Here is a 24,671-nt window from a genome sequence, read left to right on the forward strand (position 1 = left end):
CTGCTCACGCTCCCGAGGCGACGAGAAGGGCGGCGACCGCCAGGACGACGGTGCCGGCGAGCAGCGCGCTCACATAGGTCTGGACGTTGCCGGTCTGGGCTCGCCGTACGGCGATGCCGAGCCAGCGGGGCAGGGCGCCCGCGCCGCGTACGTAGGTGTCGACGACCTCGCGGTCGAGGAACCGTACGAGGCTCGCGCCGGCCTGGACCGGGCGGACGAACAGCGCCTGGTAGACGGCGTCGAGGTGGAAGCCGACGGCCGCGTGGCGGTGCAGCGGGCCGAGCAGCAGCCGCCCGGGGTCGGCCGGGTCGGGTGCGGAGGCCACGTCTCCGTAGGCGGGTGCGTGGGTGGCGATCGCCTCGGCCTCGACCTGGGCCGCGTCGCCCTCGGGGTGGGCGGCGACCGCCCCGATCGGGGTGACGGCGGTGAGCGCGGTGAGGTGACGCCAGGCCGCGTAGGTGACGAGCCCGCCGGCCAGGGCCACACCCGTGCCGATCACGGAGGTGGTGAGGGCCGGCGTGAGGTCGTTGCCGTCGAACCAGTCGGGGAGCGTGCGGTAGGCGAGCCCGCCGAGCGCGAGGGACGGGACGGCCAGCACCCACAGCACGACGGTCATGGACCGCGGCTGGCGGCCGTGGTCGGGGGCCTCGGCGCCCCGGCCGCGGAAGGCCAGCAGCCACAGCCGGGTCGCGTAGGCGGCCGTGAGGAGGGCGGTGATCAGTCCCGCGACGAGGATCAGCCAGCCCGCGGCGCCGGGGGCGTGCTCCGTGTGGCCGGTGGTGACGTGCTCGGCTGCGCCGAGGACGGACTCCTTGGAGAAGAAGCCGCTGAACGGCGGGATCGCGGCGAGCGCGAGGAGCGCCACGGTCATCGTCCAGAAGGCGTCGGGGACGCGGTCGCGCAGATGGCTCATGCGGGACATGGCGGCCAGCGAGTTGGTGCCGGCGGCATGGATGATCACGCCCGCCGCGAGGAACAGCAGGCCCTTGAACGCGCCGTGCGAGAGGAGGTGGAAGACGGCGGCACCGCGGTCGCCGACGGCGAGGGCACCGGTCATGTAGCCGAGCTGGCCGATCGTCGAGTAGGCGAGGACGCGCTTGATGTCGTCCTGGGCGAGCGCGGCGACGCCCGAGCCGACCATGGTGACGGCGGCCATCACCGCGAGGACGACCATCGCGGCCTGGGAGGCCTCGAACACCGGGAGGAGTCGGGCGACGAAGTAGACACCGGCGGCGACCATCGTCGCGGCGTGGATCAGCGCGGAGACGGGCGTCGGGCCCGCCATCGCGTCGGGGAGCCAGGTGTGCAGCGGGAACTGCGCCGACTTGCCGGCCACGCCCGCCAGGAGGAGCAGGGCGATGAGCGTCGGGTGGTCGAGTCCGCCGTGGGCGACGGTGTCGAGGACCTTCGTGATGCGGAAGGAGCCTGCGTCGGTGGCGAGCGCGAACAGGCCGAGGAGGAAGGGGACGTCACCGAGCTTGGTGACGAGGAAGGCCTTGATGGAGGCGGCGCGGGCCTCCGGGGTCTCCCAGTAGTGGCCGACGAGGAAGTAGGAGCAGATGCCCATGACTTCCCAGCCCACCAGGAGCACGATCAGGTCGCCGGTGTAGACGACCAGGAGCATCGCCGAGGTGAAGAGGGAGACGAGCGCGGCGTAGGAGGGGTAGCGCGGGTCGTCGCGGAGGTAGCCGGTCGAGTAGATCTGCACGCAGGTGGCGACCATGCAGACCAGGACGGCGACCAGGGCGGCGAAGCCGTCGATGTGCAGGGCCAGTTCGATCGGGACCGAGCCGGTGGGGGTGAGTTCGGTGGCCGCGTCGACGGCGGCGTCACCGCCTTGGCGTACGGCGACGACGGCTGCCACGACGAGGGCGGTGAGGATCGGCAGAACGGCGAGCGGGCGGACGAAGCCCGGTGCGGTGCGGCCGAGGAGCAGGCCGGCGGCGGCGCCCAGGAACGGAAGGAGGGGGACGAGGACGGCGAGGGTGGTCGTGGTCACGCGGTGGCCTCAGCCTTCTCGGTCCCGTCGATGGTGGGGGCGTCGTTGTCGTGGCCGTCGGCCGTGGGGCTCTCGTGGCCCTCGGCGGTGTCGCGGAGCCTGTCGATGTCCGAGGTGCCGCGGTTGCGGTGCACGGCGAGGACGATCGCCAGGCCGATGCCGATCTCCGCGGCGGCGATGGCGATGGTGAACAGGGTGAGGGCCTGGCCGGAGTGCAGGGTCTCCTCGGCGGCCCTGCTGAGCCAGACGTCGAAGGCGACCAGGTTGAGGTTGACGGCGTTGAGCATCAGCTCGACCGACATCAGCACCAGGATCGCGTTGCGGCGGGCGAGGACGCCGTACAGGCCGGTGCAGAAGAGGAGGGCGGCGAGGACGGCGGGGTAGGCGAGGTGCATCAGCGGGCGCCTTCCTGCTCGGCCGGGTCCTGCCGGGTGTCCGGACCAGGCGGGGAACTCTCTGTGACGGATCGGGAACTCTGGGTGGCGCCTCGGGCGTTCATCGGGGGAGAGCTCGACTCCGCCTTCGCCTTGCGGGACAGGACGATCGCGCCGACCAGTGCGGCGAGGAGGAGGACGGAGAGGGCCTCGAAGGGGAGGACCCAGTTCTGGAAGAGGCTCGCGCCGGTGACCTCGGTGGAGCCGGCGGCCGGCCCGTCCAGGTCGATCCAGGTGGCGCGGAAGGCGTCGACGACCACCCAGACCAGGGCGGCGGCCGCGGCGACGGCGACCGTGAGGGCGGCCCAGCGGTTGCCGGAGTCCGCGTCCGGGGAGCGGCCGATGGGGGCCCTGGTGAGCATCAGACCGAAAAGAAGGAGGACGACTACGGAACCCACGTAGATGAGGACCTGCACCCAGGCGATGAACTCGGCGGTGAGCAGGAGGTACTCGACGGCGAGACCACCGAGGGTGACCACCAGCCACAGGGCGGCGTGCACCAGCTGCCGGGTGGTGACGGTGACCAGGGCGGCGCCGAAGGTGGCGAGGCCGACGAGGAGGAAGGCGATCTCCACGCCGGTCGGGGAGAGGAAGCCGTGCGGGCCGGATGCGGCCAGGGACGCCGTCGCGGCTGCGGAGGCGAGGGTCACGACTCTCCTCCTTGAGGGGCGGTGGGCTCGTCCGGGGCGGGCTCGGCCTGGGCCGCGGCCAGCTTCTCCGCCGTCTTGCGGGCGGCGGCGATCTCCTTCGGTTCCTCGGCGGCGGGATCGAGGGCGGGCGGGGCCGGCACGGTCCACATCCACTCGCGGAGCTTGTCCCGCTCGTGGGTGAGATCACGAATGTCGGTCTCGGCGTACTCGAACTCCGGGGACCAGAACAGGGCGTCGAAAGGACAGACCTCGATGCAGATACCGCAGTACATGCACAGGGAGAAGTCGATGGCGAAACGGTCGAGGACGTTGCGGCTGCGCTCGCGGCCGCCCGGGGCTGCGGGCGGGACCGTCTCCTTGTGGGAGTCGATGTAGATGCACCAGTCGGGGCACTCGCGGGCGCAGAGCATGCAGACCGTGCAGTTCTCCTCGAACAGACCGATCACACCGCGGCTGCGGGGCGGGAGCTCGGGCTGGGCGTCCGGGTACTGCTCGGTGACGGTCTTCCTCGTCATCGTGCGCAGGGTGACGGCCAGGCCCTTGGCGAGGCCGCTGCCGGGGAAGGGGGCCATGGCTAGATCACCACCTTGACGACGCCGGTGAGGGCGATCTGGGCGAGGGAGAGGGGGACGAGGAGGGTCCAGGAGAGCTTCTGGAGCTGGTCCTCGCGCAGCCGGGGGTAGGTCACGCGCAGCCAGATCACGACGAAGGCGAGTACGGCGGCCTTCAGCAGGGTCCAGACCCAGCCCAGGCCGTCCGCACCCCAGGGGCCGTGCCAGCCGCCCAGGAAGAGGACGGTGGTCAGCCCGCACAGCACGACGATTCCGGCGTACTCGGCGAGGAGGAAGAGAGCGAAGCGCAGACCGGTGTACTCGGTGTACGCGCCGAAGATGATCTCCGAGTCGGCGACGGGCATGTCGAACGGGGGGCGCTGGAGTTCGGCGAGGCCGGCGACGAAGAAGACGATCGCGCCGACGATCTGCCAGGGCAGCCACCACCACTCGAAGGCGTCCACGATGCCGGGGAGGGAGACCGTGCCGGCAGCCATCGCGACGGAGGCGGCCGTGAGGAGCATCGGGAGTTCGTAGGCGAGGAGCTGGGCGGCGGTGCGCAGGCCGCCGAGGAGGGAGAACTTGTTGGCGCTGGCCCAGCCGGCCATGAGCGAGCCGAGGACGCCCACGCCCATCACGGCGAGCACGAAGAAGACACCCGCGTCCAGGACCTGGCCGACCGCGCCCTCCCCCGGACCGATGGGGATGGCGAGGAGGACGAGCAGGTACGGGAGGAGGGCGACGGCGGGGGCGAGCTGGAAGATACGGCGGTCCGCGCCGGCCGGGACGATGTCCTCCTTCTGCGCGAACTTCACGCCGTCCGCGACGAGCTGGGCCCAGCCGTGGAAACCGCCGGCGTACATGGGACCGAGGCGGCCCTGCATGTGGGCCATCACCTTGTGCTCGGTCTGACCGACGATCAGGGGGAAGGTGAGGAAGACGACGAAGACGACCAGGAGACGCAGCGCGACGTCGAGCGCGTCGTTCATCGCGGGCCTCCTGGAGGGGTGTCGGGAGTTTCGGGAGCGTCGGAAGTACGGGGAGCGTCGGAAGCTCCGGGGGTGGCGGGCCCGGTCGGGGGTTCGCCGTCTTCGGTGGGGGACGGCTCTTCGTCCGCGCCAGGGGTGTGCGGGCGCGGATCCGGCTCCGGCTGGGGCTGCCCCTCCGGCTGGGGCTGCGGCTCCGGCTCCGGCTGCGGCTCCGCTTCTGGATGCGGCTCCGGCTGCTTCGGCTCGGGCGCCTGCCCAGCCTCGGGCTTGCGCCCAGCCTCGGGCTTGCGCCCAGCCTCGGGCGCCTGCCCAGCTCCGGGCTCCTGGCCGGACCCAGGTCCCTGCCCAGCTCCGGGCGCTTGCCCAGCCCCGGGTGCCTGCTCGGAATCGGGCTCCTGATCAGGCTTCGGTCGCTGTTCGGGGGTGTCGAAGGCCGGGCGGGCGTGGTGCCACGGGGCGTCCGAGCTGCGGGGGGCCGGAGAGGGGCGGGTAGGGGTGGTCGGCTGGGTGCGCTGGGAGGCCGAGCCCTGGGAAGCGGTGCGGGCACGGCGGGGGCCGGCCGGGGGCCGCGGGGTCACCTCGGTAGCCTCCGCACCAGCCGCCGCACTCTCTGCGCCCTCGGCACTCTCCTTGCCCTCAGCAGCCGCTGCGCCCTCGGCACCCGCTGCGCCCTCGGCGGCCGTCCGCTGGGAGGCCGAGCCGCCGCTGGCGGTGCGGGCGCGACGCGGGCCGGCCGGAGTCCGCGGTGCTGCCGCATCCGTGCCGGGAGCCGTGGCCGTACCCGGGCCGGTACCCGTACCCGGGCCGGCACTCGTACCCGTACCCGTACCCGGCGCCGTGGCCCCACCGGTACCCGGGGCCGCGCTCGGGCCGACACCCGGGGCCGTACCCGGGGCCGCGCTCGGGCCGGCGCCCGGGGCCGTACCCGGGACGGCACCCGCCTGCGTCCCCGATGCGTCCGCGGTCGGAGTGGTCTGGCTTGCTGAGCCCTCGGCTGCCGTGCGGGCTCGGCGGGGCGGGCGGTCGGCCGTGGTGCGGGCCGGGCGGGCGCCCGGGGTGCGGGTGGGGCGGGCGGGGGCCGGGGGGAGCTGGCCCTTCAGGGGGCCCCATTCGTTGGGGTCGGGGACGCCTGGGGGGAGCATCTGGCGACGTTTGGGGCCGCCGTGCTCGGACTCGCCCGGTTCCTTCGCGCCGGGCCAGGCCTTGGCGACGCGGGCCGCGAGGACGAAGTCCTTGCGGAGGGGGTGGCCCTCGAAGTTCTCGGGGAGGAGGAGGTGGTCGAGGCCGGGGTGGCCCTCGAAGCGGACGCCGAACATTTCGTGCGTCTCGCGTTCGTGCCAGGTGGCGCCGGCATAGATGTCGACGGCGGAGGCGAGGACCGGTGCCTCGTGCGGGACGGTCGTGCGCAGGAGGAGGCGGCGGACCGGGGAGAGGGCCACGACGTGTGCGGAGACGCGGAAGCCGGTGCCCGGTTCGTCGACCGCGCTCAGCCAGTCGAAGTAGGTGCAGGCCAGATCGTCGCGGGCGACGCGGAGGGCGGTGATCCAGGATGCCGGGGGGACGTCGACGGTGAGGACGTCGTAGGACTCCTCGGCCGTGGCGTCCGGGCCGAAGAGTTCGTCGGCGGGGGCGGGGAGCCAGCCGATCGTGGTCATCGGCCCTCCTCCGAGGGCGACTCCGAGGACGGCTCCGAGGGAGACTCGGCGGGCGACTCGGCGGGAGAGACAGCGGTGGCGGGTGCGGGCGGGGGCTTCAGCAGGTCGCTCTGGAGGGCGGCGGGCGAGGGGCGGGAGGTGCCGTAGCGCTCGCCGAGAGACTCGCGGGCGATCTTCTCCTGGAGCTTGAGGATGCCCTGGAGCAGTGCCTCGGGGCGGGGCGGGCAGCCGGGGACGTAGACGTCGACGGGGATGATCTGGTCGACGCCCTTGGTCACCGAGTAGGAGTCCCAGTAGGGGCCGCCGCAGTTGCTGCACGCGCCGAAGGAGATGACGTACTTGGGCTCGGGCATCTGCTCGTAGAGGCGCTTCACGGCCGGGGCCATCTTGTCCGTGACCGTGCCGGAGACGACCATCAGGTCGGCCTGGCGGGGGCCGGGCGCGAAGGGGATGACGCCGAGGCGGATGAAGTCGTGGCGGGCCATGGACGCGGCGATGAACTCGATCGCGCAGCAGGCGAGGCCGAAGTTGAAGACCCAGAGCGAGTAGCGGCGGCCCCAGTTCAGGACGACCTTCATGGGCTCGGGTGCGAGGCGGGCGAGGGCGCCCAGGCGCTTGGGCTCGGGCAGCATCACCGGCTCGGGTGCGGACGGGGTCACGTCCATTCCAGGACCCCCTTCTTGTACGCGTAGAGCAGGCCGACGGCGAGGAAGCCCAGGAAGATGAACATCTCGACGAGGGTGGTGGCGCCGTAGCCGGGGGCGGCGAAGACCGTCGCCCAGGGGAACAGGAAGATCGAGTCGACGGCGAAGATGACGTAGAGGAAGGCGTAGACGTAGTAGCGGACCTGGGTGTGGGCCCAGCCCTCGCCGACGGGGTCGACGCCGCACTCGTACGTCAGGAGCTTCTCGGGGGTGGGGACCACCGGGCGCAGGAGGCGTCCCGCGCCGAAGGCGACGGCGACGAAGAGCACGCCGACGACGGCGAGCAGTCCGACGACCGAATAGGACCGGAAGTAGTCCGCCGCGACCTCGACGGTCGGTTCCCGCACGTCCGTCCCTCGCTCCCTGACCTCGGCCTCCGCGGCCGTGGCCGCTCCGGCCTCGTCGGCCACTTCGACATCTTCGGCGTCTTCGACGACCTGTACGCACGGAGTCTAGGCCCTGATAAAGAGACGGTAAGCAGCCCGTCACACCTTGATCTGCCGAGGGGGGATTTCCCCAGGCGGCAAAGGCCGGGGAACCTCATGGCGCAGCGGTCCGCGGCGCGGCAGGCTAGCTCGTATGACCGCATCTCAGTCCGCCGCCTCTCACCGGCCCGACGCCCATGGTTCCCGCCGGGCCGACGGGAACGACTCCCGTGGGGCCGTCGCCCGCGAGGCCGTCGCCCGCCACCGCGGCGCGGAGCACGACGACGACCGTCCGCCGCCGGCGCGCTTCGCCTACGAACCGTGGACGTGGAAGGAGATCGCGCATCTGCTGGCGAACCTGCCGGTGTCGGTGTTCGGCTTCACCTATGTGATGACGGTGATCATCGGTGGTGCGGCGCTGAGCGTCACCGTGATCGGGTTGCCGCTGCTCGGGCTCGGGCTGGCGGGGGCGCGGCTGATCGGGCGGTTCGAGCGGGGGCGGGCGCGGATGCTGCTCGGGCTGCGGATCGACGAGCCGAGCACGCTGCCCGTACGCCGGGCGGGCGGGCTGCTGTCGCGGATGTGGCTGGCGCTGAAGGATCCGGTGGCCTGGCGGACGGTGCTGTACGAGGTGATTCGGCTGCCCTGGGGCATCCTCACCTTCACCGTGGCCCTGACCTCGATGTTCGTGCTGTGGCCGGTGCTGCCGTATCTGGCGCGGGGGCTGACCAACGCGGACCGGGCGATGGTGCGGGCGCTGCTGTCGCCGTCGGACGAGCTGGAGCGGCGGATCGCGGAGCTGGAGTCGGACCGGGGGGTCGTGGTGGACACGGCGGCGGCGGATCTGCGGCGGATCGAGCGGGATCTGCACGACGGTGCCCAGGCCCGGCTGGTGAATCTGGCGATGGGGCTGGGGCTGGCGAAGGAGAAGCTGCTGGAGGATCCGGACGCGGCCTCGGCGATGGTGGAGGAGGCGCACGGCGAGGTGAAGCTGGCGCTTCAGGAGTTGCGGGATCTGGCGCGGGGCATCCATCCGGCGGTGCTGACGGACCGGGGGCTGGACGCGGCGCTGTCGTCGGTGGCGTCGCGGTGCACGGTGCCGGTGAAGGTGACCGCCGACCTGGACTCCAGACCGGCGGCGGCGATCGAGGGGATCGCCTACTTCACGGTGTCCGAGCTGCTCCAGAACATCAGCAAGCACAGTGGGGCACGGTCGGCCTCGGTGGATGTGTGGCGGACGGAGGACCGGCTGCTGATCCAGGTCCGCGACGACGGCGAGGGCGGGGCACGGCTGGACGGCGGGACGGGGATGCGGGGGCTGGCGGAGCGGCTGAACGCCGTGGACGGGCTGTTCGTCGTGGACTCGCCGGTGGGGGGTCCTACGACGGTGACCGCGGAGCTGCCCTGGCGGGAGCGGGAGCGGGAACGCGGGTGACGGTGCGGCCCGCGCGGACGGCATCGGCCGGACGGCAGCGGGCGGTCGGCACCGGCCGGACGGCTCGGCGGGGTAGGGAAAACCCCCCGTTCGAGACGCCGACGGCCTTCATGGTGCGGGAGGACGGGGGCGAGGAGGGTGGGAGGTACGAGCCAACAGCTGCGCGATGAGCGGACGAGTAGAACGGACGACGCGGATGGCCACGCAGTACGGGAATTACGAGCCGGGGTACGGGCACCCGGGGACGGGCGCCGGGGAGCGGGCGCACCGGGTGCCGACCGCGTTGCGGGAGCCGTTCACGGGGCGGCACTGGCGTGAGCTGCTGTATGTGCTGCTCGGGTTTCCGATCAGCGTCGTGCTGTTCGTCCTCACGGTCACCGTGCTGTCGACGGGCGTCGGTCTCACGCTGACGTTCCTCGGGATTCCGGTGCTGGCGGCGGGCCTGGCGATGTGCCGGGGGTTCGGGGCGCTGGAGCGGGCGCGGGCGCGGGGGCTGCTGGGGCTGGAGGTGGCGGAGCCCGAGCCGGTGCGGGTGCGGGGCGACCGGCGCGGGGCGTTGGCGTGGATGGGGGCCATGCTGAGGAGCGGGACGTCGTGGCGGCACGCGCTGTTCGTGCTGGTGCAGTTCCCGTGGGCGGTGTTCTCGTTCTGCGTCACGCTGACGGTGTGGGCGCTCGGCTGGACGATGCTGACGTATCCGGTGTGGTTCTGGCTGTTCCCGATGTACGGCGGGCAGGGCGGATTGCAGTTGTACGGGGACGAGCAGCATCAGGTGTATCTGGACAACCCGTTCGAGATCACGGTGACGGCACTGGTGGGGCTGCTGGTGACGATGGCGACGCCGTGGATCGTGCGGGCGCTGACGACGGTGGACCGGCTGCTGGTGCACGGGCTGCTGGGGCCGTCGCGGCTGGCGTCGCGGGTGGTGGAGCTGGAGTCGGACCGGGGGGTCGTGGTGGACACGGCGGCGGCGGATCTGCGGCGGATCGAGCGGGATCTGCACGACGGGGCGCAGGCGCGGCTGGTGGCGCTGGCGATGGATCTGGGGCTGGCGAAGGAGAAGCTGCGGGAGGATCCGAAGGCGGCGGCCCGGATGGTGGACGAGGCGCACGGTGAGGTGAAGACGGCGCTCCAGGAGCTGCGGGATCTGGCGCGGGGCATCCATCCGGCGGTGCTGACGGACCGGGGGCTGGACGCGGCGCTGTCGTCGGTGGCGTCGCGGTGCACGGTGCCGGTGCGGGTGGAGGTCGATCTGGTGGAGCGGCCGGCGGCGGCGATCGAGGGGATCGCCTACTTCACGGTGTCCGAGCTGCTCCAGAACATCAGCAAGCACAGCGGGGCACGGTCGGCCTCGGTGGATGTGTGGCGTGTGGAGGACCGGCTGATGTTGCAGGTGGTGGACGACGGGGTGGGCGGTGCGGACGCCTCCGGCGGGTCGGGGCTGGCCGGGCTGGCCGGGCGGCTGGACGCGGTGGACGGGATCCTGGTGGTGGATTCGCCGGCCGGTGGGCCGACGAGGGTGACGGCCGAGCTGCCTTGGCGGGGTCCTCGGCTGTAGGAAGGGTGCGGGAGTACCGGTCGGCGGTGTCGTAACAGCGGGCGGGGGCGGGGACCGAAGGACGTCCGCCCGGCACGGCCGGGGGGCCGAACGGCATCGCACCCGCGTCCCGCGGCTCCACGTCCCCGCGCCCCGCGCCCCCGCGGCCGAAAACCCTCGTCACCTGGCTGTATCCCGCCCTTCCCCCCGTCCCGCGGCTGTCCTGCGGCTCTCCCGCGACGTTCCTCCCGCCCTTTTCCGGGTGCAGACGGCATGGTTGCTGGAATGCTGGACCGGAACGTTGACGGGTGGACGGCTGGGGGGCCGAGGAGCGTGGAGGACAGGGTGCGGGTGGTCATCGCCGAGGATTCGGTGCTGTTGCGGGAGGGGCTGACCCGGTTGCTGACCGACCGGGGACTGGAGGTCGTGGCGGGGGTCGGGGACGCCGTGGCGTTGGTGAAGACCATCGCCGAGCTGCACGCGGAGGGTGCGTTGCCCGACGTCGTCGTCGCCGATGTGCGAATGCCGCCCACCCATACCGACGAGGGGGTGCGGGCCGCCGTACAGCTGCGCAAGGCGCATCCGGGGCTCGGGGTGCTGGTGCTGTCGCAGTACGTGGAGGAAAGGTACGCCACCGAACTTCTGGCCGGTTCCAGTCGCGGGGTGGGGTATCTGCTGAAGGACCGGGTGGCCGAGGTGCGGGAGTTCGTGGACGCCGTGGTGCGGGTGGCGTCCGGGGGGACCGCGCTCGATCCGGAGGTCGTGGCGCAGCTGCTCGGGCGGAGCCGGAAGCAGGACGTGCTGGCCGGGCTCACCCCGCGGGAGCGGGAGGTGCTGGGGCTGATGGCCGAGGGGCGGACCAATTCCGCGATCGCGAAGCAGCTGGTCGTGAGCGACGGGGCCGTCGAGAAGCATGTCAGCAACATCTTCCTGAAGCTCGGCCTGTCGCCGAGTGACGGGGATCACCGTCGCGTCCTCGCGGTGCTCACCTACCTGAATTCCTGACGAAGTGGCACTGTGCGGACGGACGTACACATCATCGACCCCCCGGGAGAACCGGAGGTCGTGGCGGTGCGTCTACCAGGGCAACACCTCAGGGCGGTAAATCATGACAAGTCGGGGTGCCGGGCCGTCTCGGGGCAGTGATTTGTCATGCGAATGGCCAAGGGAAGGTGACCCCGACAGACGTAGGGTTGATCCAGGAGGGTCTTCGGGAAGGCCCCCCGGGACAGCCACCTCGAGGGAGGTCCAGTTCAGTGACCAGTGAGGTCAGCAGAGCAACGGAACAGGCCGATCAGGCTGACGGGGCCGTCGTGGGAGAACAGCGCAAACCGGCCGGGACGAAGGACGTACGCCGTCTCGACCGGGTGATCATCAGGTTCGCGGGCGACTCGGGTGACGGTATGCAGCTCACCGGTGACCGTTTCACCTCGGAGACGGCTTCGTTCGGCAACGATCTGTCCACGCTGCCGAACTTCCCCGCCGAGATCCGTGCGCCCGCCGGCACCCTGCCAGGCGTCTCCTCGTTCCAGTTGCACTTCGCCGACCACGACATCCTCACTCCGGGTGATGCGCCCAATGTGCTGGTCGCGATGAACCCGGCCGCCCTGAAGGCGAACATCGGGGACGTGCCGCGCGGTGCGGAGATCATCGTCAACACGGACGAGTTCACCAAACGGGCGATGCAGAAGGTGGGGTACGCGGCCTCGCCGCTGGAGGACGGCTCCCTCGACGGTTACCAGCTCCATCCGGTCCCCCTGACCACCCTGACCGTCGAGGCTCTCAAGGAATTCGACCTCACCCGCAAAGAGGCCGAGCGCAGCAAGAACATGTTCGCGCTCGGCCTCTTGTCATGGATGTACCACCGGCCCACCGAGGGCACGGAGAAGTTCCTGCGGTCGAAGTTCGCGAAGAAGCCGCATATCGCCGAGGCGAACCTGGCCGCCTTCCGTGCCGGGTGGAACTTCGGGGAGACGACCGAGGACTTCGCCGTCAGTTACGAGGTCGCTCCGGCCGCCAAGGCCTTCCCGGTCGGGACCTACCGGAACATCTCCGGGAACCTGGCCCTCGCCTACGGGCTGGTCGCTGCCTCCCGGCAGGCCGATCTGCCGCTGTTCCTGGGCTCGTACCCGATCACCCCGGCCTCGGACATCCTGCACGAGCTGAGCAGGCACAAGAACTTCGGGGTGCGGACCTTCCAGGCGGAGGACGAGATCGCGGGGATCGGGGCCGCGCTGGGGGCCGCGTTCGGGGGGTCGCTGGCCGTGACCACGACCTCCGGGCCCGGGGTGGCGCTGAAGTCGGAGACGATCGGGCTCGCCGTCTCGCTGGAGCTGCCGCTGCTGGTCGTGGACATCCAGCGCGGCGGGCCGTCCACCGGGCTGCCGACCAAGACCGAGCAGGCGGATCTGCTCCAGGCGATGTTCGGGCGCAATGGCGAGGCCCCGGTGCCGATCGTGGCGCCGCGCACACCGGCGGACTGTTTCGACGCGGCGCTGGAGGCCGCCCGGATCGCGCTCACCTACCGCACGCCGGTGATGCTGCTGTCCGACGGCTACCTGGCCAACGGCTCCGAGCCGTGGCGGATCCCGGAACTGGAGGAGCTGCCGGACCTGACCGTGCAGTTCGCGCAGGGCCCCAATCACACGCTGGACGACGGCACCGAGGTCTACTGGCCGTACCAACGCGACCCGCAGACGCTGGCCCGGCCGTGGGCGGTGCCCGGCACACCGGGGCTGGAGCACCGGATCGGCGGGATCGAGAAGGAGGACGGGACGGGGAACATCTCCTACGCCCCGGCCAACCACGACTTCATGGTCCGCGTCCGCCAGGCCAAGATCGACGGCATCGACGTCCCGGACCTGGAGGTCGACGACCCGGACCGGGCCCGGACGCTGGTGCTGGGCTGGGGGTCCACCTACGGTCCCATCACGGCGGCCGTACGGCGGCTGCGGGCGGCCGGGGAGGCCGTCGCGCAGGCGCATCTGCGGCATCTGAACCCGTTCCCCGGCAATCTGGGGGCGGTGCTGAAGGCGTACGACAAGGTCGTCATCCCGGAGATGAACCTCGGCCAGCTCGCCACGCTCGTACGGGCGAAATACCTGGTCGACGCCCACTCCTACAACCAGGTCAACGGGATGCCGTTCAAGGCGGAGCAGCTCGCCGCGGCACTGAAGGAGGCCATCGATGACTGACGCCGACACGCTGCTCCAGCTGGTTCCCAAGGCCGAGGCCAAGCAGTCCATGAAGGACTTCAAGTCCGACCAGGAGGTGCGCTGGTGCCCCGGCTGCGGTGACTACGCGATCCTGGCGGCCGTCCAGGGCTTCATGCCGGAGCTGGGGCTGGCCCGGGAGAACATCGTCTTCGTCTCGGGCATCGGCTGCTCCTCGCGTTTCCCGTACTACATGAACACGTACGGCATGCACTCCATCCACGGGCGGGCCCCCGCGATCGCGACCGGGCTGGCCGCCAGCCGGCGGGATCTGAGCGTGTGGGTGGTCACGGGGGACGGTGACGCGCTGTCCATCGGCGGGAACCACCTGATCCACGCCCTGCGGCGCAATGTGAACCTGAAGATCCTGCTGTTCAACAACCGGATCTACGGGCTCACCAAGGGGCAGTACTCCCCCACCTCCGAGGTCGGGAAGATCACCAAGTCGACGCCGATGGGGTCGCTGGACGCGCCCTTCAACCCGGTGTCGCTGGCGCTGGGCGCGGAGGCGTCCTTCGTCGCGCGGACCTTCGACTCGGACCGCAAGCATCTGACGGAGGTGCTGCGGCAGGCCGCCGCCCATCCGGGTACGGCGCTGGTGGAGATCTACCAGAACTGCAACATCTTCAACGACGGCGCCTTCGAGGCGCTCAAGGACCGGGAGTCGGCCGAGGAGGCGGTGATCAGGCTGGAGCACGGGCAGCCGATCCGGTTCGGCACCGACCGTTCCAAGGGCGTGGTGCGGGACGCGGTCACCGGGGATCTGCGGGTCGTCGCGGTGACGCCGGAGAACGAGGGGACGATCCTGGTCCACGACGCGCACTCCGCGTCCCCGACCACCGCGTTCGCGCTCTCCCGGCTGGCCGATCCGGACACCCTGCACAACACCCCGATCGGCGTGTTCCGCTCGGCCGTGCGGCCGGTCTACGACACCCAGATGGCCGACCAGCTCGACGCGGCCATCGAGCAGCACGGCAAGGGCGACCTGGCGGCGCTGCTGGCCGGCGGGGACACCTGGACGGTCGTCGGCTGACCGCCGCCGGCCGCGAGGGGCGGCCGACGAGGAGCCACGGGGCCCGGGACTACGACTCCCGGGCCTTGTCGTAGGCGGCGCGGGACTTCTCGACCTCGTCCATGCGCTCGTGCGTCCAGGTGGCGAGGCCCCGCACCTGTTCCGCGGCCTCGCGGCCGAGGTCGGTGAGGGAGTAGTCGACCCGGGGCGGGATGACCGGCTTGGCGTCGCGGTGGACCATGCCGTCGCGCTCCAGGGTCTGGAGGGTCTGGGTCAGCATCTTCTCGCTGACCCGGCCGATCGCCCGGCGCAGCTCGCTGAAGCGGTGCGGCCGGTCCAGCAGGTGGATCAGGACGAGCACCCCCCAGCGGCTGGTGACGTGCTCCAGGACCAGTCGGTAGGGGCACATGCCCTCGATCGCGGGCACGGTGCGGGCGGCGGGGGCGGGAGCAGGGGTACTTACGGCCATGCCAGTACCTTACTTCAAAGTGGGTACTTTCGCTTGGTTAGTGCAGCTCTTAGGGTGAGTGTCAGTCCCGCACACCCCCACCTGGAGTTCTGAACCATGAGCATCGTCGTCACCGGAGCCACCGGACACCTCGGCCGCCTCGTCGTGGAGCAGTTGCTGGAGAAGGTCCCGGCGGACCGGATCACGGCCGTCGTACGCGACGAGGCCAAGGCCGCCGACCTCGCGGCCCGCGGCGTACGGCTCGCGGTCGCCGACTACAACACCCCCGAGACCTTCGACGGCCTGTTCGCGGCCGGCGACAAGGTGCTGCTGATCTCGGGCAACGAGTTCGACAAGGGCCGCCCGCAGCAGCACCAGGTCGTCATCGACGCGGCGAAGGCGGCCGGTGTGGCGCTGCTGGCGTACACGAGCGCGCCGGGTTCGCTGACCGCCGCCCTGGCCGACGACCACCGCGCCACCGAGCGGGCGCTGACCGCCTCCGGCGTGCCGTACTCCCTGCTGCGCAACGGCTGGTACCACGAGAACTACACCGAGCAGCTCGCCCCGGTGCTGGAGCACAACGCGGTGGTCGCCGCCGCCGGTGACGGCCGGATCTCCTCCGCCTCCCGCGCCGACTACGCGGCCGCCGCCGTCGCCGTACTGACCGGTGAGGGCCACGAGAACTCGACGTACGAGCTGGGCGGCGACGTGGCGTGGAGCCTCGCCGAGTACGCGGCCGAGCTGAGCCGGCAGACCGGCAAGGAGATCGCCTACAACTCCGTGCCCGGCGACGCCCTCGTCGGCATCCTGACCGGCGCCGGCCTGCCCGGGCACTTCGCCGAGATCCTCGCCGGCGTGGACGCGTCGATCGAGAAGGGCGAGCTGGTGGTCTCCACCGGCGACCTGTCCCGTCTGGCGGGCCGCCCGACGACCCCGCTGGCCGAGGCGATCACGGCGGCGCTCAAGGGCTGACCTCTCCCCCGGAGGCCTCGGGCGGCCCGCCCCCGCCTGTCATGACCGTATGGCGATACGGGCATGACAGGCGGGGGCGTTCGGCGTTACCTTCGTGGACGCGGTGGACACGGTGGACACCGGCACGCGCGCACAGCGACGCGAGAAGGAGGAGCCCGTGGCCGGGTCGTCGACGAGTGAGGGCCGCAAAGGCCTGCTGAACGGCTTCGCGGCGTACGGGATGTGGGGGCTGGTCCCCCTGTTCTGGCCGCTGCTCAAGCCCGCCGGATCGGTGGAGATCCTCGCCCACCGCATGGTGTGGTCCCTCGTCTTCGTCGCCGCCGCGCTGCTCTTCGTACGGCGCTGGGCGTGGGCCGGGGAGCTGCTGCGCCAGCCGCGCCGGCTCGGCATGGTCGTGATCGCGGCGGCCGTGATCACCGTGAACTGGGGCGTCTACATATGGGCCGTGAACAGCGGCCATGTCGTCGAGGCCTCGCTCGGCTACTTCATCAATCCGCTGGTCACCATCGCCATGGGCGTGCTGCTGCTGAAGGAGCGGCTGCGGCCGGTGCAGTGGGCGGCGGTCGGTGTCGGCCTCGCCGCGGTGCTGGTGCTGACCATCGGCTACGGGCGGCCGCCGTGGATCTCGCTCTGTCTCGCCTTCTCCTTCGCCGTCTACGGGCTGGTGAAGAAGAAGGTCAACCTGGGCGGGGTCGAGTCGCTGACCGCCGAGACAGCCGTGCAGTTCCTGCCCGCGCTCGCCTATCTGGTGTGGCTGTCCGGGCGGGGCGACTCCACCTTCACGAGCGAGGGCGTCCCGCACGCGGCCCTGCTCGCCTCCACGGGCGTGGTCACCGCGATCCCCCTGGTCTGCTTCGGCGCGGCCGCGATCCGCGTGCCGCTGTCCACGCTGGGGCTGCTGCAGTACCTCGCGCCGATGTTCCAGTTCCTCCTCGGCGTCCTCTACTTCGGCGAGGAGATGCCGGCCGAGCGGTGGGCCGGGTTCGGGCTGGTGTGGCTGGCGCTGATGATGCTCACGGTGGACGCGTGGCGCACCGCACGGCGGCCGAAGGCGGTCGTCGAGGTGCCGGGCGCCTCCCCCGCGGCACCCGTTCCCGCGGACGCCTGACCGGGGCTCCCCGGATCCGATGCCGCCCCGGACCGAAACAGTCGCGCGGGCCGTGGGCGATTCGGTTGAGCGGCCGGTGCGCGTTGGGTTGAGTGGGGGGCATGACTGAGACACCCGCACCCGCCCCCGTGCACTGGAAGCTCGTGATCGACACCGCCGACCCGCACGCCCAGGCCGATTTCTGGGGTGCCGCGCTGCACTACACGGTCGAGGACAACAGCGCGCTCGTCGAGCGGCTGCTGGAACTGGGCGCGCTGCCGGGCGCCGCGACGGTGGAGTTCCACGGCCGCCCGGCCTTCCGGGACCTGATCGCCGTACGGCATCCGGACGATCCGTACGACGCCGACAGCGGGACCGGGCTGGGGCGGCGGCTGCTGTTCCAGCGGGTGCCGGAGCCGAAGGCCGGGAAGAACCGGCTGCATCTGGACCTGCATCCGGGCGAGGGGCGGCGGGCCGGTGAGGTGGAGCGACTCACGGCACTCGGGGCGAGCGTGCTGCGGGAGGTGCGGGAGCCCTCCGGGGCGTGGGTGGTGATGGCGGACCCCGAGGGGAACGAGTTCTGCGTGCACTGACGTGGGGAAGGGCTCCGGAATGTGAACTCCTTGTCCGAATGGCGCTCTTGACGGAACGTCAGTCCCGGATTCACCATCCAGACACCCCATTCACTGTGGACTTCCTGTGGGCCACCCCGCCCCCGGGCGTCCCTCTGGAATTCGGAGCCCCCCCACCATGAAGCTCTCCGTCTCCGGGCGCGCGATGGTGTCCGTCGCCGTCGCGACCGTCACCCTGCTGGCCACCGGATCCATAGCCGGCGCGGCGCCCGCCCCCGAACGCGCGGCACTCGCCGCCGCACCCGACCTGCCCGTCGCCAACGTCAAGGCGCATCTCGCCCAGCTCCAGTCCATCGCCACCGCCAACGGCGGCAACAGAGCGCACGGCCGGGCCGGCTACACCGCCTCGCTGAACTACGTGAAGGGCAAGCTCGACGCCGTCGGCTTCACCACCACCGTGCAGTCGTTCACCTCGGGCGGCCGCACCGGCTACAACCTGATAGCCGACTGGCCCGGCGGCAACGCCAACCAGGTGATCATGGCCGGCTCGCATCTCGACAGCGTCACCTCGGGCGCCGGCATCAACGACAACGGCTCCGGCTCGTCGGCCGTCCTGGAGGCCGCGCTCACGGTCGCGCGGACCAACTACCAGCCCACCAAGCACCTGCGGTTCGCCTGGTGGGGCGCGGAGGAGCTGGGTCTGGTCGGGTCCCGGTACTACGTCAACAGCCTGTCGTCGACGAACCGGGCGCGCATCAACGGCTACCTCAACTTCGACATGATCGGCTCGCCGAACCCCGGCTACTTCGTGTACGACGACGACCCGGCGATCGAGAAGACCTTCAAGGACTACTTCGCGGGCATCGGCGTCCCCACCGAGATCGAGACCGAGGGCGACGGCCGCTCCGACCACGCGCCGTTCAAGAGCGCGGGCGTCCCGGTCGGCGGCCTGTTCAGCGGCGCCAGCCGGGCCAAGACCGCCGCGCAGGTCACCAAGTGGGGCGGTACGGCCACCGCCTTCGACCGCTGCTACCACTCGTCGTGCGACACGACGTCCAACATCAACGACACGGCCCTGGACCGCAACGGGGACGCGCTGGCGTACGCGGTGTGGACGCTGTCGTCCTGACGGACGCTGTCTTCGCGACGCTGGAGCGGGAGACGTGAGGCGGCCGGGCGCTCGCTTCCGCTGCTACGCGCCCGCCTTCCGGGCCCGTTCGGCCAGTCGGAGCATCCGGGAGCGGGCCGTGTCCAGCTCCTCGGCATCCTCGGCGGCCGGACCGTCCTCGGTGGTCAGCTCCGTCCACAGGCCGATGAGCTCGGTGCCCAGGTTCAGGCCCTGGAAGGGGTCGCGTACGGCACGCCAGGCCGTCGCCGCGCTCTGGACGTTGCCGTACGCGGCCTCGCCGTCCCGGGCGCGGCGGTGGATCCGGGCCAGTTCGAGCGAGAGATGGAAGGAGCGCAGCGGGTCGCCCGCCAGGTAGGCGATGTACGCGGTGAGTTCACGGAGCCGGAGCACCTCGGGGTGTTCCGGCCCCAGCGTGCCCGACGCCTCGGTCACCGTCCGTTCCGCGAGCACCGCCGCCGTGTCCGTCCGTCCGGCCCGCACCGCCTCGTTGATCTGCGCCATCGGCTCCCCGAGGAGCGCGGGCGCGCCGCTGCCGGGAAGGGTGTGCGGGTCCTCCCCGAGCACGGCCTCGGCCACGGCGTCGAAGCCGCGCGCGGGGGTGGGCCTGGGCTCGGGGTCCGGGTCGGCCCGGAGGTCGGTGTCGACCGGGACCAGCGGAGTGGGGTCCGGGGCCGGCACGGCGTCCATCGCCGGGGGCGGACCGAAGACGCCCGTCGGGGCGGTGACGGTGCCCGGCGGCGGGGACACCTTGCGCAGCTGGTGCGTGGGCCTGTCCCGGCGCGGCTCGGAGGGCAGTTCGGCCGTGGGCGGCGTGGCCGCCGGGGACGTGGACGGCTCGGGGTCCGGCGCCACGGGCTGCGCGGGCCGGGCCAGGCGGACCGTCGGCGGGGCCGCCGTGCGCAGGGGCTCGGCCGTGAAGTGGCTGGCGCCGTCCGGGTCCACGCGCAGGGGGACGACGTAACCGATGCGTTCGTCGTGGACCGTGACGAGAACCGCGTGCCCGGTGGCCAGGGCGATGCGGTGCAGATGGCTCAGGACGGCGTGCTGGATCTCCTCGCCGTCGGCCGCCGCGACCGGCACGCCGCCGATCGTCGCCGGCCCGCCCGCGCGGACATGGACGTCGAGCGGTGCGACCACGGCGACCGGCCGGCCGGCGCCCTTGTGTTCCCGCTTCTTCTCACGGCTGAGTCCGTACATCGGTTCCTCACGTCGTCCAGGTGCGTGTACGCGTCCACGTACTGTTGAGTTTCTCCGCTCGCCCCCGATGCGCACGTCACCACGACGTCACAGCCTCGTTCCAAGGATCCACGCCCGGCTCCCGGGCTGCCCTTCCGGGGGGGGCGTCGGGGGTCAGGGGGCGTCCCGCGGGGGCGACGACGACGAGGAGGGGACGGGTCATGGGGACGACGGACGCGCCGCGGGGTCCGGAGATCTGGATCCGCGGGCCGGTGGCCGTACCGGAGCCGGAGCCGGGGCCGCACGCGCCCCTCGCCACTGCGCGCCGGTTCTCCTGGCTCGCCACGCACGGCGGCGCCGGCGCCTCCACACTCGCGGCCGTCTACGGCGGTCAGGACTGCGGACGTGACTGGCCCGCCCCGGGCGACCCGCCGTCGGTCCTGCTGGTCGCCCGGACCCATGCGGCCGGCCTGGGTTCCGTGCTGCGGGCTCTTGAGGTCTTCCGGCGCGGGGAGGCCCCGCACGGGCTCGACCTGGACGCGGTGGTCCTGGTCGCCGACGCGCCGGGCAGGCTGCCGCGTCCGCTCGCCGAGCGGATCCGGCTCGTCGAGTCGGTGATCGACGTGTACCGCGTCCCGTGGGTGCCGGACTGGCGCCTGGGCGACCTGGGCGGGAGCCCTCCGCGGGAGACCGAGGCACTGGCCCGGCTGACCGGACGGGGGCGGTGAGCGGGGCGGGACCGCTTCGGGCGACGGAAGGTGGGGCGGGACCGCTTCGGGCGATGGAAGGTGAGGCGGAGCAGCCGCTTTCCGCGACGGCCGTCGCCTCGGCCGTCCGGGCCGGGCGGTCGGGGGCCGTGGACGTGGTCCGTTCCGCGCTGGACCGGATCGCCCGGGTCGACCCCGGCCTGTGCGCCTTCGCCGAGGTGTGGGAGGAGGCGGCGCTGGCGCGGGCCCGCGAGGTCGACGCGCGGGTCGCGGCCGGTGAACGGCTGCCGCTGGCCGGGGTGCCGCTCGGGGTGAAGGGACGGCTCGGGGCGCGCGCGGCCGGGCCGCTGATCGCGGCGGGGTGCGTGCCGGTGGGCGCGACAGCCGTACCCGGGCCCGGCACGCCCTGGCAGACCTGGGGACTCGGCGCCCATGGACGCACCGTCAACCCCTGGCGCGCCGACCGCACCCCGGGCGGCTCCTCGGCGGGCGCCGCGGCGGCGGTCGCGGCCGGCCTGGTGCCCCTGGCCACCGGCAGCGACGGCGCCGGCTCGATCCGGATCCCGGCGGCCTGGTGCGGTGTCCTCGGCCTGAAGACGACGAACGGCCGGCTCCCGTCTCCCGACCGGACAGGACTGGCGGCGCCCGGCGTGCTGGCCCGCAGCGCGGCGGACGTGGCGGCCTATTGGCGGGTGGCCGGGTCTCCGTTCGCGTCCCCGCACGACGGGGCCGTCCCGGAGCCGCCCGGCCGGGAGGTGGTCCCGGAGCCGTCGGCCGAGGGGCGCGCCCTCCCGCCGCTCGCCGTCTTCTCCCCCGGTCTGGGGTTCGTCCGGTCCGATCCGGAGCCCCTGGCCCTCGCGCGGGCCGCCGCCGAACGGCTCGCCGCCGCCGGGGCCGTACGGCTGCTGCCGGACGACGTGCCGGTGCGGCTGGAGGATCCGGGGCCCGCGTGGCTCGCGTTGCGGACGCCGGGGGCGGATCCGCGGGAGGCCCGGCGGGTCCGGGAGACGAACGATCTGCGGCTGGCCGGGCTCTTCGGCCGGGCCGAGCTGCTGCTGACGCCCACCACTCCGCATGCCGCGCACGGCCACGACGGACCGGGCGACCGGTACTCGACCGCGCTGACCTGGGCGTTCAATCTGAGCGGGCATCCGGCGGCGAGCCTGCCCGCCGGGTTCGGGACGGACGGCTGTCCGGTGGGACTCCAGGTGGTCGCGGCGCACGGGCGGGAGGCGCTCCTGCTGGCGGTGGCACGGGCGGCGGAGCGGGCCCATCCGGAGCGGGCCTTGCCGGACGCCTTCCGTGAGCGGCTTCCCTGACCCCTGACTCCTGACCCCTTTCGCAGATTATTGCGTACGCATATAATGCAAGTGCAGATTATCGTCGTACGCCGACCACCTGGGGGATCCATGCCGAACCGCCGTTTCCTGTTCCTGCTGGGCAGCAGCCGCAGCGAGGGCAACAGCGAGCTGCTGGCGCGCCGGGCCGCCGAGCAGTTGCCCGCGGAGGTGGAGCAGGAGTGGATCAGCCTCACGGAGCATCCGCTGCCCGAGTTCGCGGATCTGCGGCACGACACCGACCATGTGCGCCCGACGGGCGGCGACGCGGGGCTGCTGCTCGACGCCACACTCGCGGCGACGGATCTGGTGATCGTGTCCCCGCTGTACTGGTACTCGGTGTCCGCCCCCACCAAGCGCTACCTCGACCACTGGTCGGGCTGGCTGCGCACCCCCGACATCGGATTCCGGGACACCATGGCCGGGCGCACCCTGTGGGGCGTCACCGCCCTCGCGCACGAGGAGTTCGAGGTCGCCGACCCGCTGTACGGCACCCTGCACCACACGGCCGCGTACATGAGGATGCGGTTCGGCGGGGTGCTGCTCGGCAACGGCAGCAAGCCGGGCGACGTCCTGGCCGACACCGCCGCGCTGGCCCAGGCCAAGACCTTCTTCGCACGGGAGGCGCCGGTGGCCCGCTTCCCCTACGAGACCGGCGAGCCCGCGTAGGGGAAGCGGGCCCCTCAGGTCCCTCGGGCCGCTCGCGCCCCGCAGGCGGTTCAGCCGTTCAGGCCGTGATGTCCTTCGTCGTGAACCGCGCCCAGGCCGCCGAGCCGAACACCGCCGCGTACAGGGCCTGGAGGCCGAGGTTCTTCTCCAGCTCGTCCCAGTAGACGGGGTCGCGCATGAGGTCGGCGAAGGACAGCCAGTAGTGGGAGAAGAGATACGGCTGGATCGCGTGGAGCTGGGGGATCTGGTCGAGGATCTGGACGGTGATCAGCAGGCCCACCGTGGTCGCCATCGCCGCGATGCCACTGCCGGTCAGCGTGGAGACGAACAGACCGAGTGCCGCGACGCCGGTGAGCGACGCGGCGACGACCAGGGCGATCAGCAGGGCACGCAGCAGGCCGTCGGTGAAGCCGATCGTCGTACCGGAGATCGTCGTGAGGTCGCCCAGCGGGAACAGCAGGGCGCCGACCGCCAGCGCCGAGACCGCGACCACGAGGGTGGCCACCAGGCAGAACGCCATGACCGTGGCGTACTTGGTGAGCAGCAGACGGGTGCGGCCGGCGGGGGCGACGAGGAGATAGCGGAGGGTTCCCGCACTGGATTCGCCGGCGATCGCGTCGCCCGCCACCACGCCGATCGCCATCGGCAGGAAGAACGGCAGGGTCGCGGCGAGCGCGGTGAAGACCAGGAACAGGCCGTTGTTGGTGATCTGCGCGATGAACGCGGGGCCGCCCTCGCCTCCGCCGCCGGGCCCGGCGGACGAACCGTCGCCCGTCTCGATCTTCACGGCGATGCCGACGAGGATCGGCACGGCCGCCAGCACGGCCAGCAGCGCGAGGGTGCGCCAGCGCCGGAAGGTGGTGACCAGCTCGCTGCGCAGGAGCCCGAAGGTCCACAGGGGGTTCGGCCCGCGGGCCGCCTCCGCGGACGGCCGGACCGCCGCCGTGTCAGCCCGCGACATCGAAACCCTCTCCGGTGAGCGCCACGAACGCGTCCTCCAGGGAGGCCCGTTCCACGGTGAGGCCGCGGACGCGGACACCGGCCGTCACCAGCGCGACGGTCACCTCGGCGAGATCGCGGTCCGGTGGTTCGGCGGTGACCCGGGCCTCCTCCGCCGTCACGTCCGCCGCCCCCTGTTCCTTGAGCACCCGGGCCGCGTCGGCGGTGTCGGGGGTGGTGACGACCAGACGGCCGCGCGCACCCGCCGCGAGGTCCGCCACCGCGCCCTGGGTGATCAGACGGCCCTGGGCCATCACCGCGGCATGGGTGCACACCTGCTCGATCTCGTCGAGCAGATGGGAGGAGAGGAAGACGGTCGTGCCGTCCGAGGCCAGCTCCCGGACCAGGGAGCGGATCTCCCGCATGCCCTGCGGGTCCAGTCCGTTGGTCGGCTCGTCGAGGACGAGCAGCCGGCGGGGCTGGAGCAGGGCTGCGGCGAGGCCCAGCCGCTGCTTCATGCCCAGCGAGTACGCCCTGGCCCGCTTGCCCGCCGCCGCCGTCAGCCCGACCCGCTCCAGCGCCCGCTCGACGCGGGTCCGCCGGGTGCGCGGGTCGGCGGTCGGGTCGGCGGCGTCGTAGCGCAGGAGGTTGTCGCGGCCGGAGAGGAAGCCGTAGAGGGCCGGGCCCTCGATGAGGGCGCCGACGTGCGGCAGGACCGTGCGCGCGGCCCGGGGCATGGGGTGCCCCAGGACGCGCGCCGAGCCTGCCGTCGGTTCGATCAGTCCCATCAGCATGCGGATGGTGGTGGTCTTGCCGGAGCCGTTGGGGCCGAGGAAGCCGAAGACGCTGCCCGCCGGGACGGTGAGGTCGAGACGGTCCACGGCGAGCTGGCCGCCGCGGTAGCGCTTGGTGAGGGCGTGGGTGCGGATGACGTTGCCGTCGCCGTCCCCGGATTCCCTGGACTCTTCGGACTCCCCGGAACCCTCGGACTCCTCCACCGGCTCCCTCATCGGTCCCCCGATCTCCGACACC

General features: G+C 72.3%; 24 protein-coding genes. 12 read left to right on the forward strand and 12 right to left on the reverse strand.

From position 1 onward, the window contains the following. Positions 1 to 4: 4 nt before the first annotated feature. Genes IE275_RS18375 through IE275_RS18410 form a run of 8 tightly spaced genes read right to left on the reverse strand, consistent with a single transcriptional unit; the run spans position 5 to position 7,329 of the window. Positions 5 to 1,999, reverse strand: coding sequence for an NADH-quinone oxidoreductase subunit 5 family protein (locus IE275_RS18375; protein ID WP_189712397.1), 1,995 nt, complete (start codon positions 1,997 to 1,999; stop codon positions 5 to 7). Then, positions 1,996 to 2,394 carry an NADH-quinone oxidoreductase subunit NuoK gene (gene nuoK, locus IE275_RS18380; protein ID WP_189712398.1) on the reverse strand — a complete coding sequence of 133 codons (399 nt, stop codon included), beginning with the start codon at positions 2,392 to 2,394 and terminating at the stop codon, positions 1,996 to 1,998. Before nuoK ends, IE275_RS18375 begins: the two co-directional genes overlap by 4 nt. Further along, entirely contained in the window at positions 2,394 to 3,083 is a 690-nt protein-coding gene (locus IE275_RS18385; protein WP_189712399.1) for an NADH-quinone oxidoreductase subunit J family protein, read from the reverse strand. The genes nuoK and IE275_RS18385 overlap by 1 nt, the downstream gene beginning before the upstream one ends. After that, positions 3,080 to 3,655, reverse strand: coding sequence for a NuoI/complex I 23 kDa subunit family protein (locus IE275_RS18390; protein WP_189712400.1), 576 nt, complete (start codon positions 3,653 to 3,655; stop codon positions 3,080 to 3,082). Before IE275_RS18390 ends, IE275_RS18385 begins: the two co-directional genes overlap by 4 nt. A 2-nt stretch (positions 3,656 to 3,657) precedes the next feature. Next, the gene (locus tag IE275_RS18395) at positions 3,658 to 4,623 is read right to left on the reverse strand and encodes a complex I subunit 1/NuoH family protein (RefSeq protein ID WP_189712401.1); all 966 of its coding nucleotides are present in this window, start codon (positions 4,621 to 4,623) and stop codon (positions 3,658 to 3,660) included. After that, on the reverse strand, positions 4,620 to 6,278 hold the full coding sequence (locus IE275_RS18400; RefSeq protein WP_189712402.1) for an NADH-quinone oxidoreductase subunit C: 1,659 nt from the start codon (positions 6,276 to 6,278) through the stop codon (positions 4,620 to 4,622). The genes IE275_RS18395 and IE275_RS18400 overlap by 4 nt, the downstream gene beginning before the upstream one ends. After that, positions 6,275 to 6,943 (reverse strand): NADH-quinone oxidoreductase subunit B, encoded by a 669-nt coding sequence (locus tag IE275_RS18405; RefSeq protein WP_189712403.1) that lies wholly within the window; start codon positions 6,941 to 6,943, stop codon positions 6,275 to 6,277. Before IE275_RS18405 ends, IE275_RS18400 begins: the two co-directional genes overlap by 4 nt. Next, the gene (locus IE275_RS18410; RefSeq protein WP_189712579.1) at positions 6,934 to 7,329 is read right to left on the reverse strand and encodes an NADH-quinone oxidoreductase subunit A; all 396 of its coding nucleotides are present in this window, start codon (positions 7,327 to 7,329) and stop codon (positions 6,934 to 6,936) included. The genes IE275_RS18405 and IE275_RS18410 overlap by 10 nt, the downstream gene beginning before the upstream one ends. Positions 7,330 to 7,561: 232 nt before the next feature. Between IE275_RS18410 and IE275_RS18415 the strand changes: the two genes are divergently transcribed. From IE275_RS18415 to IE275_RS18435, 5 genes are all read left to right on the forward strand, one after another. Then, on the forward strand, positions 7,562 to 8,842 hold the full coding sequence (locus IE275_RS18415) for a sensor histidine kinase (RefSeq protein WP_189712404.1): 1,281 nt from the start codon (positions 7,562 to 7,564) through the stop codon (positions 8,840 to 8,842). Between the two features lie 196 nt (positions 8,843 to 9,038). Next, complete coding sequence (locus tag IE275_RS18420; protein WP_189712405.1) at positions 9,039 to 10,400, forward strand: sensor histidine kinase; 1,362 nt, start codon at positions 9,039 to 9,041, stop codon at positions 10,398 to 10,400. 324 nt (positions 10,401 to 10,724) lie between these two features. Beyond that, a complete protein-coding gene (locus IE275_RS18425) occupies positions 10,725 to 11,384 on the forward strand; it encodes a response regulator transcription factor (protein ID WP_308435661.1) in 660 nt (219 codons plus the stop codon). A 251-nt stretch (positions 11,385 to 11,635) separates the two neighbouring features. Then, a complete protein-coding gene (locus IE275_RS18430) occupies positions 11,636 to 13,573 on the forward strand; it encodes a 2-oxoacid:acceptor oxidoreductase subunit alpha (protein WP_189712407.1) in 1,938 nt (645 codons plus the stop codon). After that, positions 13,566 to 14,624, forward strand: a complete 1,059-nt coding sequence (locus tag IE275_RS18435; protein ID WP_189712408.1) for a 2-oxoacid:ferredoxin oxidoreductase subunit beta — start codon at positions 13,566 to 13,568, stop codon at positions 14,622 to 14,624. The genes IE275_RS18430 and IE275_RS18435 overlap by 8 nt, the downstream gene beginning before the upstream one ends. A 49-nt stretch (positions 14,625 to 14,673) precedes the next feature. Here IE275_RS18435 and IE275_RS18440 read toward each other — a convergent pair whose 3' ends face one another. Continuing rightward, positions 14,674 to 15,072: a winged helix-turn-helix transcriptional regulator gene (locus IE275_RS18440; protein WP_189712409.1), complete on the reverse strand. Its 399-nt coding sequence runs from the start codon at positions 15,070 to 15,072 to the stop codon at positions 14,674 to 14,676. 96 nt (positions 15,073 to 15,168) lie between these two features. Between IE275_RS18440 and IE275_RS18445 the strand changes: the two genes are divergently transcribed. The 4 genes from IE275_RS18445 to IE275_RS18460 all read left to right on the forward strand — a co-directional run bounded on the left by IE275_RS18445 (position 15,169) and on the right by IE275_RS18460 (position 18,811). Continuing rightward, the gene (locus tag IE275_RS18445; protein WP_189712410.1) at positions 15,169 to 16,023 is read left to right on the forward strand and encodes an SDR family oxidoreductase; all 855 of its coding nucleotides are present in this window, start codon (positions 15,169 to 15,171) and stop codon (positions 16,021 to 16,023) included. Between the two features lie 157 nt (positions 16,024 to 16,180). Continuing rightward, positions 16,181 to 17,131: an EamA family transporter RarD gene (gene rarD, locus IE275_RS18450; RefSeq protein WP_189712580.1), complete on the forward strand. Its 951-nt coding sequence runs from the start codon at positions 16,181 to 16,183 to the stop codon at positions 17,129 to 17,131. A gap of 101 nt (positions 17,132 to 17,232) precedes the next feature. Next, positions 17,233 to 17,703 (forward strand): VOC family protein, encoded by a 471-nt coding sequence (locus tag IE275_RS18455; RefSeq protein WP_189712411.1) that lies wholly within the window; start codon positions 17,233 to 17,235, stop codon positions 17,701 to 17,703. A gap of 157 nt (positions 17,704 to 17,860) precedes the next feature. Further along, positions 17,861 to 18,811, forward strand: coding sequence for a M28 family metallopeptidase (locus IE275_RS18460; RefSeq protein ID WP_189712412.1), 951 nt, complete (start codon positions 17,861 to 17,863; stop codon positions 18,809 to 18,811). Between the two features lie 63 nt (positions 18,812 to 18,874). On the opposite strand, the gene IE275_RS18465 is transcribed toward IE275_RS18460, so the two are convergent. Continuing rightward, entirely contained in the window at positions 18,875 to 20,008 is a 1,134-nt protein-coding gene (locus tag IE275_RS18465) for a tetratricopeptide repeat protein (RefSeq protein ID WP_189712413.1), read from the reverse strand. Between the two features lie 200 nt (positions 20,009 to 20,208). On the opposite strand from IE275_RS18465, the gene IE275_RS18470 reads away from it, so the two are divergent. From IE275_RS18470 to IE275_RS18480, 3 genes are all read left to right on the forward strand, one after another. Then, positions 20,209 to 20,715 (forward strand): DUF6668 family protein, encoded by a 507-nt coding sequence (locus IE275_RS18470; protein WP_189712414.1) that lies wholly within the window; start codon positions 20,209 to 20,211, stop codon positions 20,713 to 20,715. Between the two features lie 53 nt (positions 20,716 to 20,768). Continuing rightward, a complete protein-coding gene (locus IE275_RS18475) occupies positions 20,769 to 22,013 on the forward strand; it encodes an amidase family protein (protein WP_189712415.1) in 1,245 nt (414 codons plus the stop codon). Between the two features lie 90 nt (positions 22,014 to 22,103). After that, positions 22,104 to 22,700: a flavodoxin family protein gene (locus IE275_RS18480; protein WP_189712416.1), complete on the forward strand. Its 597-nt coding sequence runs from the start codon at positions 22,104 to 22,106 to the stop codon at positions 22,698 to 22,700. A 58-nt stretch (positions 22,701 to 22,758) separates the two neighbouring features. Here the strand turns inward: IE275_RS18480 and IE275_RS18485 are convergent, their stop codons facing one another. Together IE275_RS18485 and IE275_RS18490 are read right to left on the reverse strand one after the other, a co-directional pair. Beyond that, positions 22,759 to 23,661, reverse strand: coding sequence for an ABC transporter permease (locus IE275_RS18485; protein WP_189712417.1), 903 nt, complete (start codon positions 23,659 to 23,661; stop codon positions 22,759 to 22,761). Further along, positions 23,648 to 24,649: an ABC transporter ATP-binding protein gene (locus IE275_RS18490; protein WP_229870335.1), complete on the reverse strand. Its 1,002-nt coding sequence runs from the start codon at positions 24,647 to 24,649 to the stop codon at positions 23,648 to 23,650. Before IE275_RS18490 ends, IE275_RS18485 begins: the two co-directional genes overlap by 14 nt. Positions 24,650 to 24,671: the final 22 nt, after the last annotated feature.

It is taken from the genome of Streptomyces phaeofaciens (genome assembly GCF_014648915.1).
In the GTDB taxonomy this organism is placed as follows: Bacteria; Actinomycetota; Actinomycetes; order Streptomycetales; family Streptomycetaceae; genus Streptomyces; species Streptomyces phaeofaciens.

Bases quoted from the DNA above. Each gene is read 5' to 3' on its own strand.
- IE275_RS18400 (WP_189712402.1), bottom strand. From the start codon at position 6,278: ATGACCACGATCGGCTGGCTCCCCGCCCCCGCCGACGAACTCTTCGGC.
- IE275_RS18485 (WP_189712417.1), bottom strand. From the start codon at position 23,661: ATGTCGCGGGCTGACACGGCGGCGGTCCGGCCGTCCGCGGAGGCGGCC.
- IE275_RS18455 (WP_189712411.1), top strand. From the start codon at position 17,233: ATGACTGAGACACCCGCACCCGCCCCCGTGCACTGGAAGCTCGTGATC.
- IE275_RS18390 (WP_189712400.1), bottom strand. From the start codon at position 3,655: ATGGCCCCCTTCCCCGGCAGCGGCCTCGCCAAGGGCCTGGCCGTCACC.
- IE275_RS18465 (WP_189712413.1), bottom strand. From the start codon at position 20,008: ATGTACGGACTCAGCCGTGAGAAGAAGCGGGAACACAAGGGCGCCGGC.
- IE275_RS18460 (WP_189712412.1), top strand. From the start codon at position 17,861: ATGAAGCTCTCCGTCTCCGGGCGCGCGATGGTGTCCGTCGCCGTCGCG.
- IE275_RS18395 (WP_189712401.1), bottom strand. From the start codon at position 4,623: ATGAACGACGCGCTCGACGTCGCGCTGCGTCTCCTGGTCGTCTTCGTC.
- nuoK (WP_189712398.1), bottom strand. From the start codon at position 2,394: ATGCACCTCGCCTACCCCGCCGTCCTCGCCGCCCTCCTCTTCTGCACC.
- IE275_RS18415 (WP_189712404.1), top strand. From the start codon at position 7,562: ATGACCGCATCTCAGTCCGCCGCCTCTCACCGGCCCGACGCCCATGGT.
- IE275_RS18490 (WP_229870335.1), bottom strand. From the start codon at position 24,649: ATGAGGGAGCCGGTGGAGGAGTCCGAGGGTTCCGGGGAGTCCGAAGAG.
- IE275_RS18440 (WP_189712409.1), bottom strand. From the start codon at position 15,072: ATGGCCGTAAGTACCCCTGCTCCCGCCCCCGCCGCCCGCACCGTGCCC.
- IE275_RS18470 (WP_189712414.1), top strand. From the start codon at position 20,209: ATGGGGACGACGGACGCGCCGCGGGGTCCGGAGATCTGGATCCGCGGG.
- IE275_RS18480 (WP_189712416.1), top strand. From the start codon at position 22,104: ATGCCGAACCGCCGTTTCCTGTTCCTGCTGGGCAGCAGCCGCAGCGAG.
- IE275_RS18445 (WP_189712410.1), top strand. From the start codon at position 15,169: ATGAGCATCGTCGTCACCGGAGCCACCGGACACCTCGGCCGCCTCGTC.
- IE275_RS18435 (WP_189712408.1), top strand. From the start codon at position 13,566: ATGACTGACGCCGACACGCTGCTCCAGCTGGTTCCCAAGGCCGAGGCC.
- IE275_RS18405 (WP_189712403.1), bottom strand. From the start codon at position 6,943: ATGGACGTGACCCCGTCCGCACCCGAGCCGGTGATGCTGCCCGAGCCC.
- IE275_RS18475 (WP_189712415.1), top strand. From the start codon at position 20,769: ATGGAAGGTGAGGCGGAGCAGCCGCTTTCCGCGACGGCCGTCGCCTCG.
- IE275_RS18420 (WP_189712405.1), top strand. From the start codon at position 9,039: ATGGCCACGCAGTACGGGAATTACGAGCCGGGGTACGGGCACCCGGGG.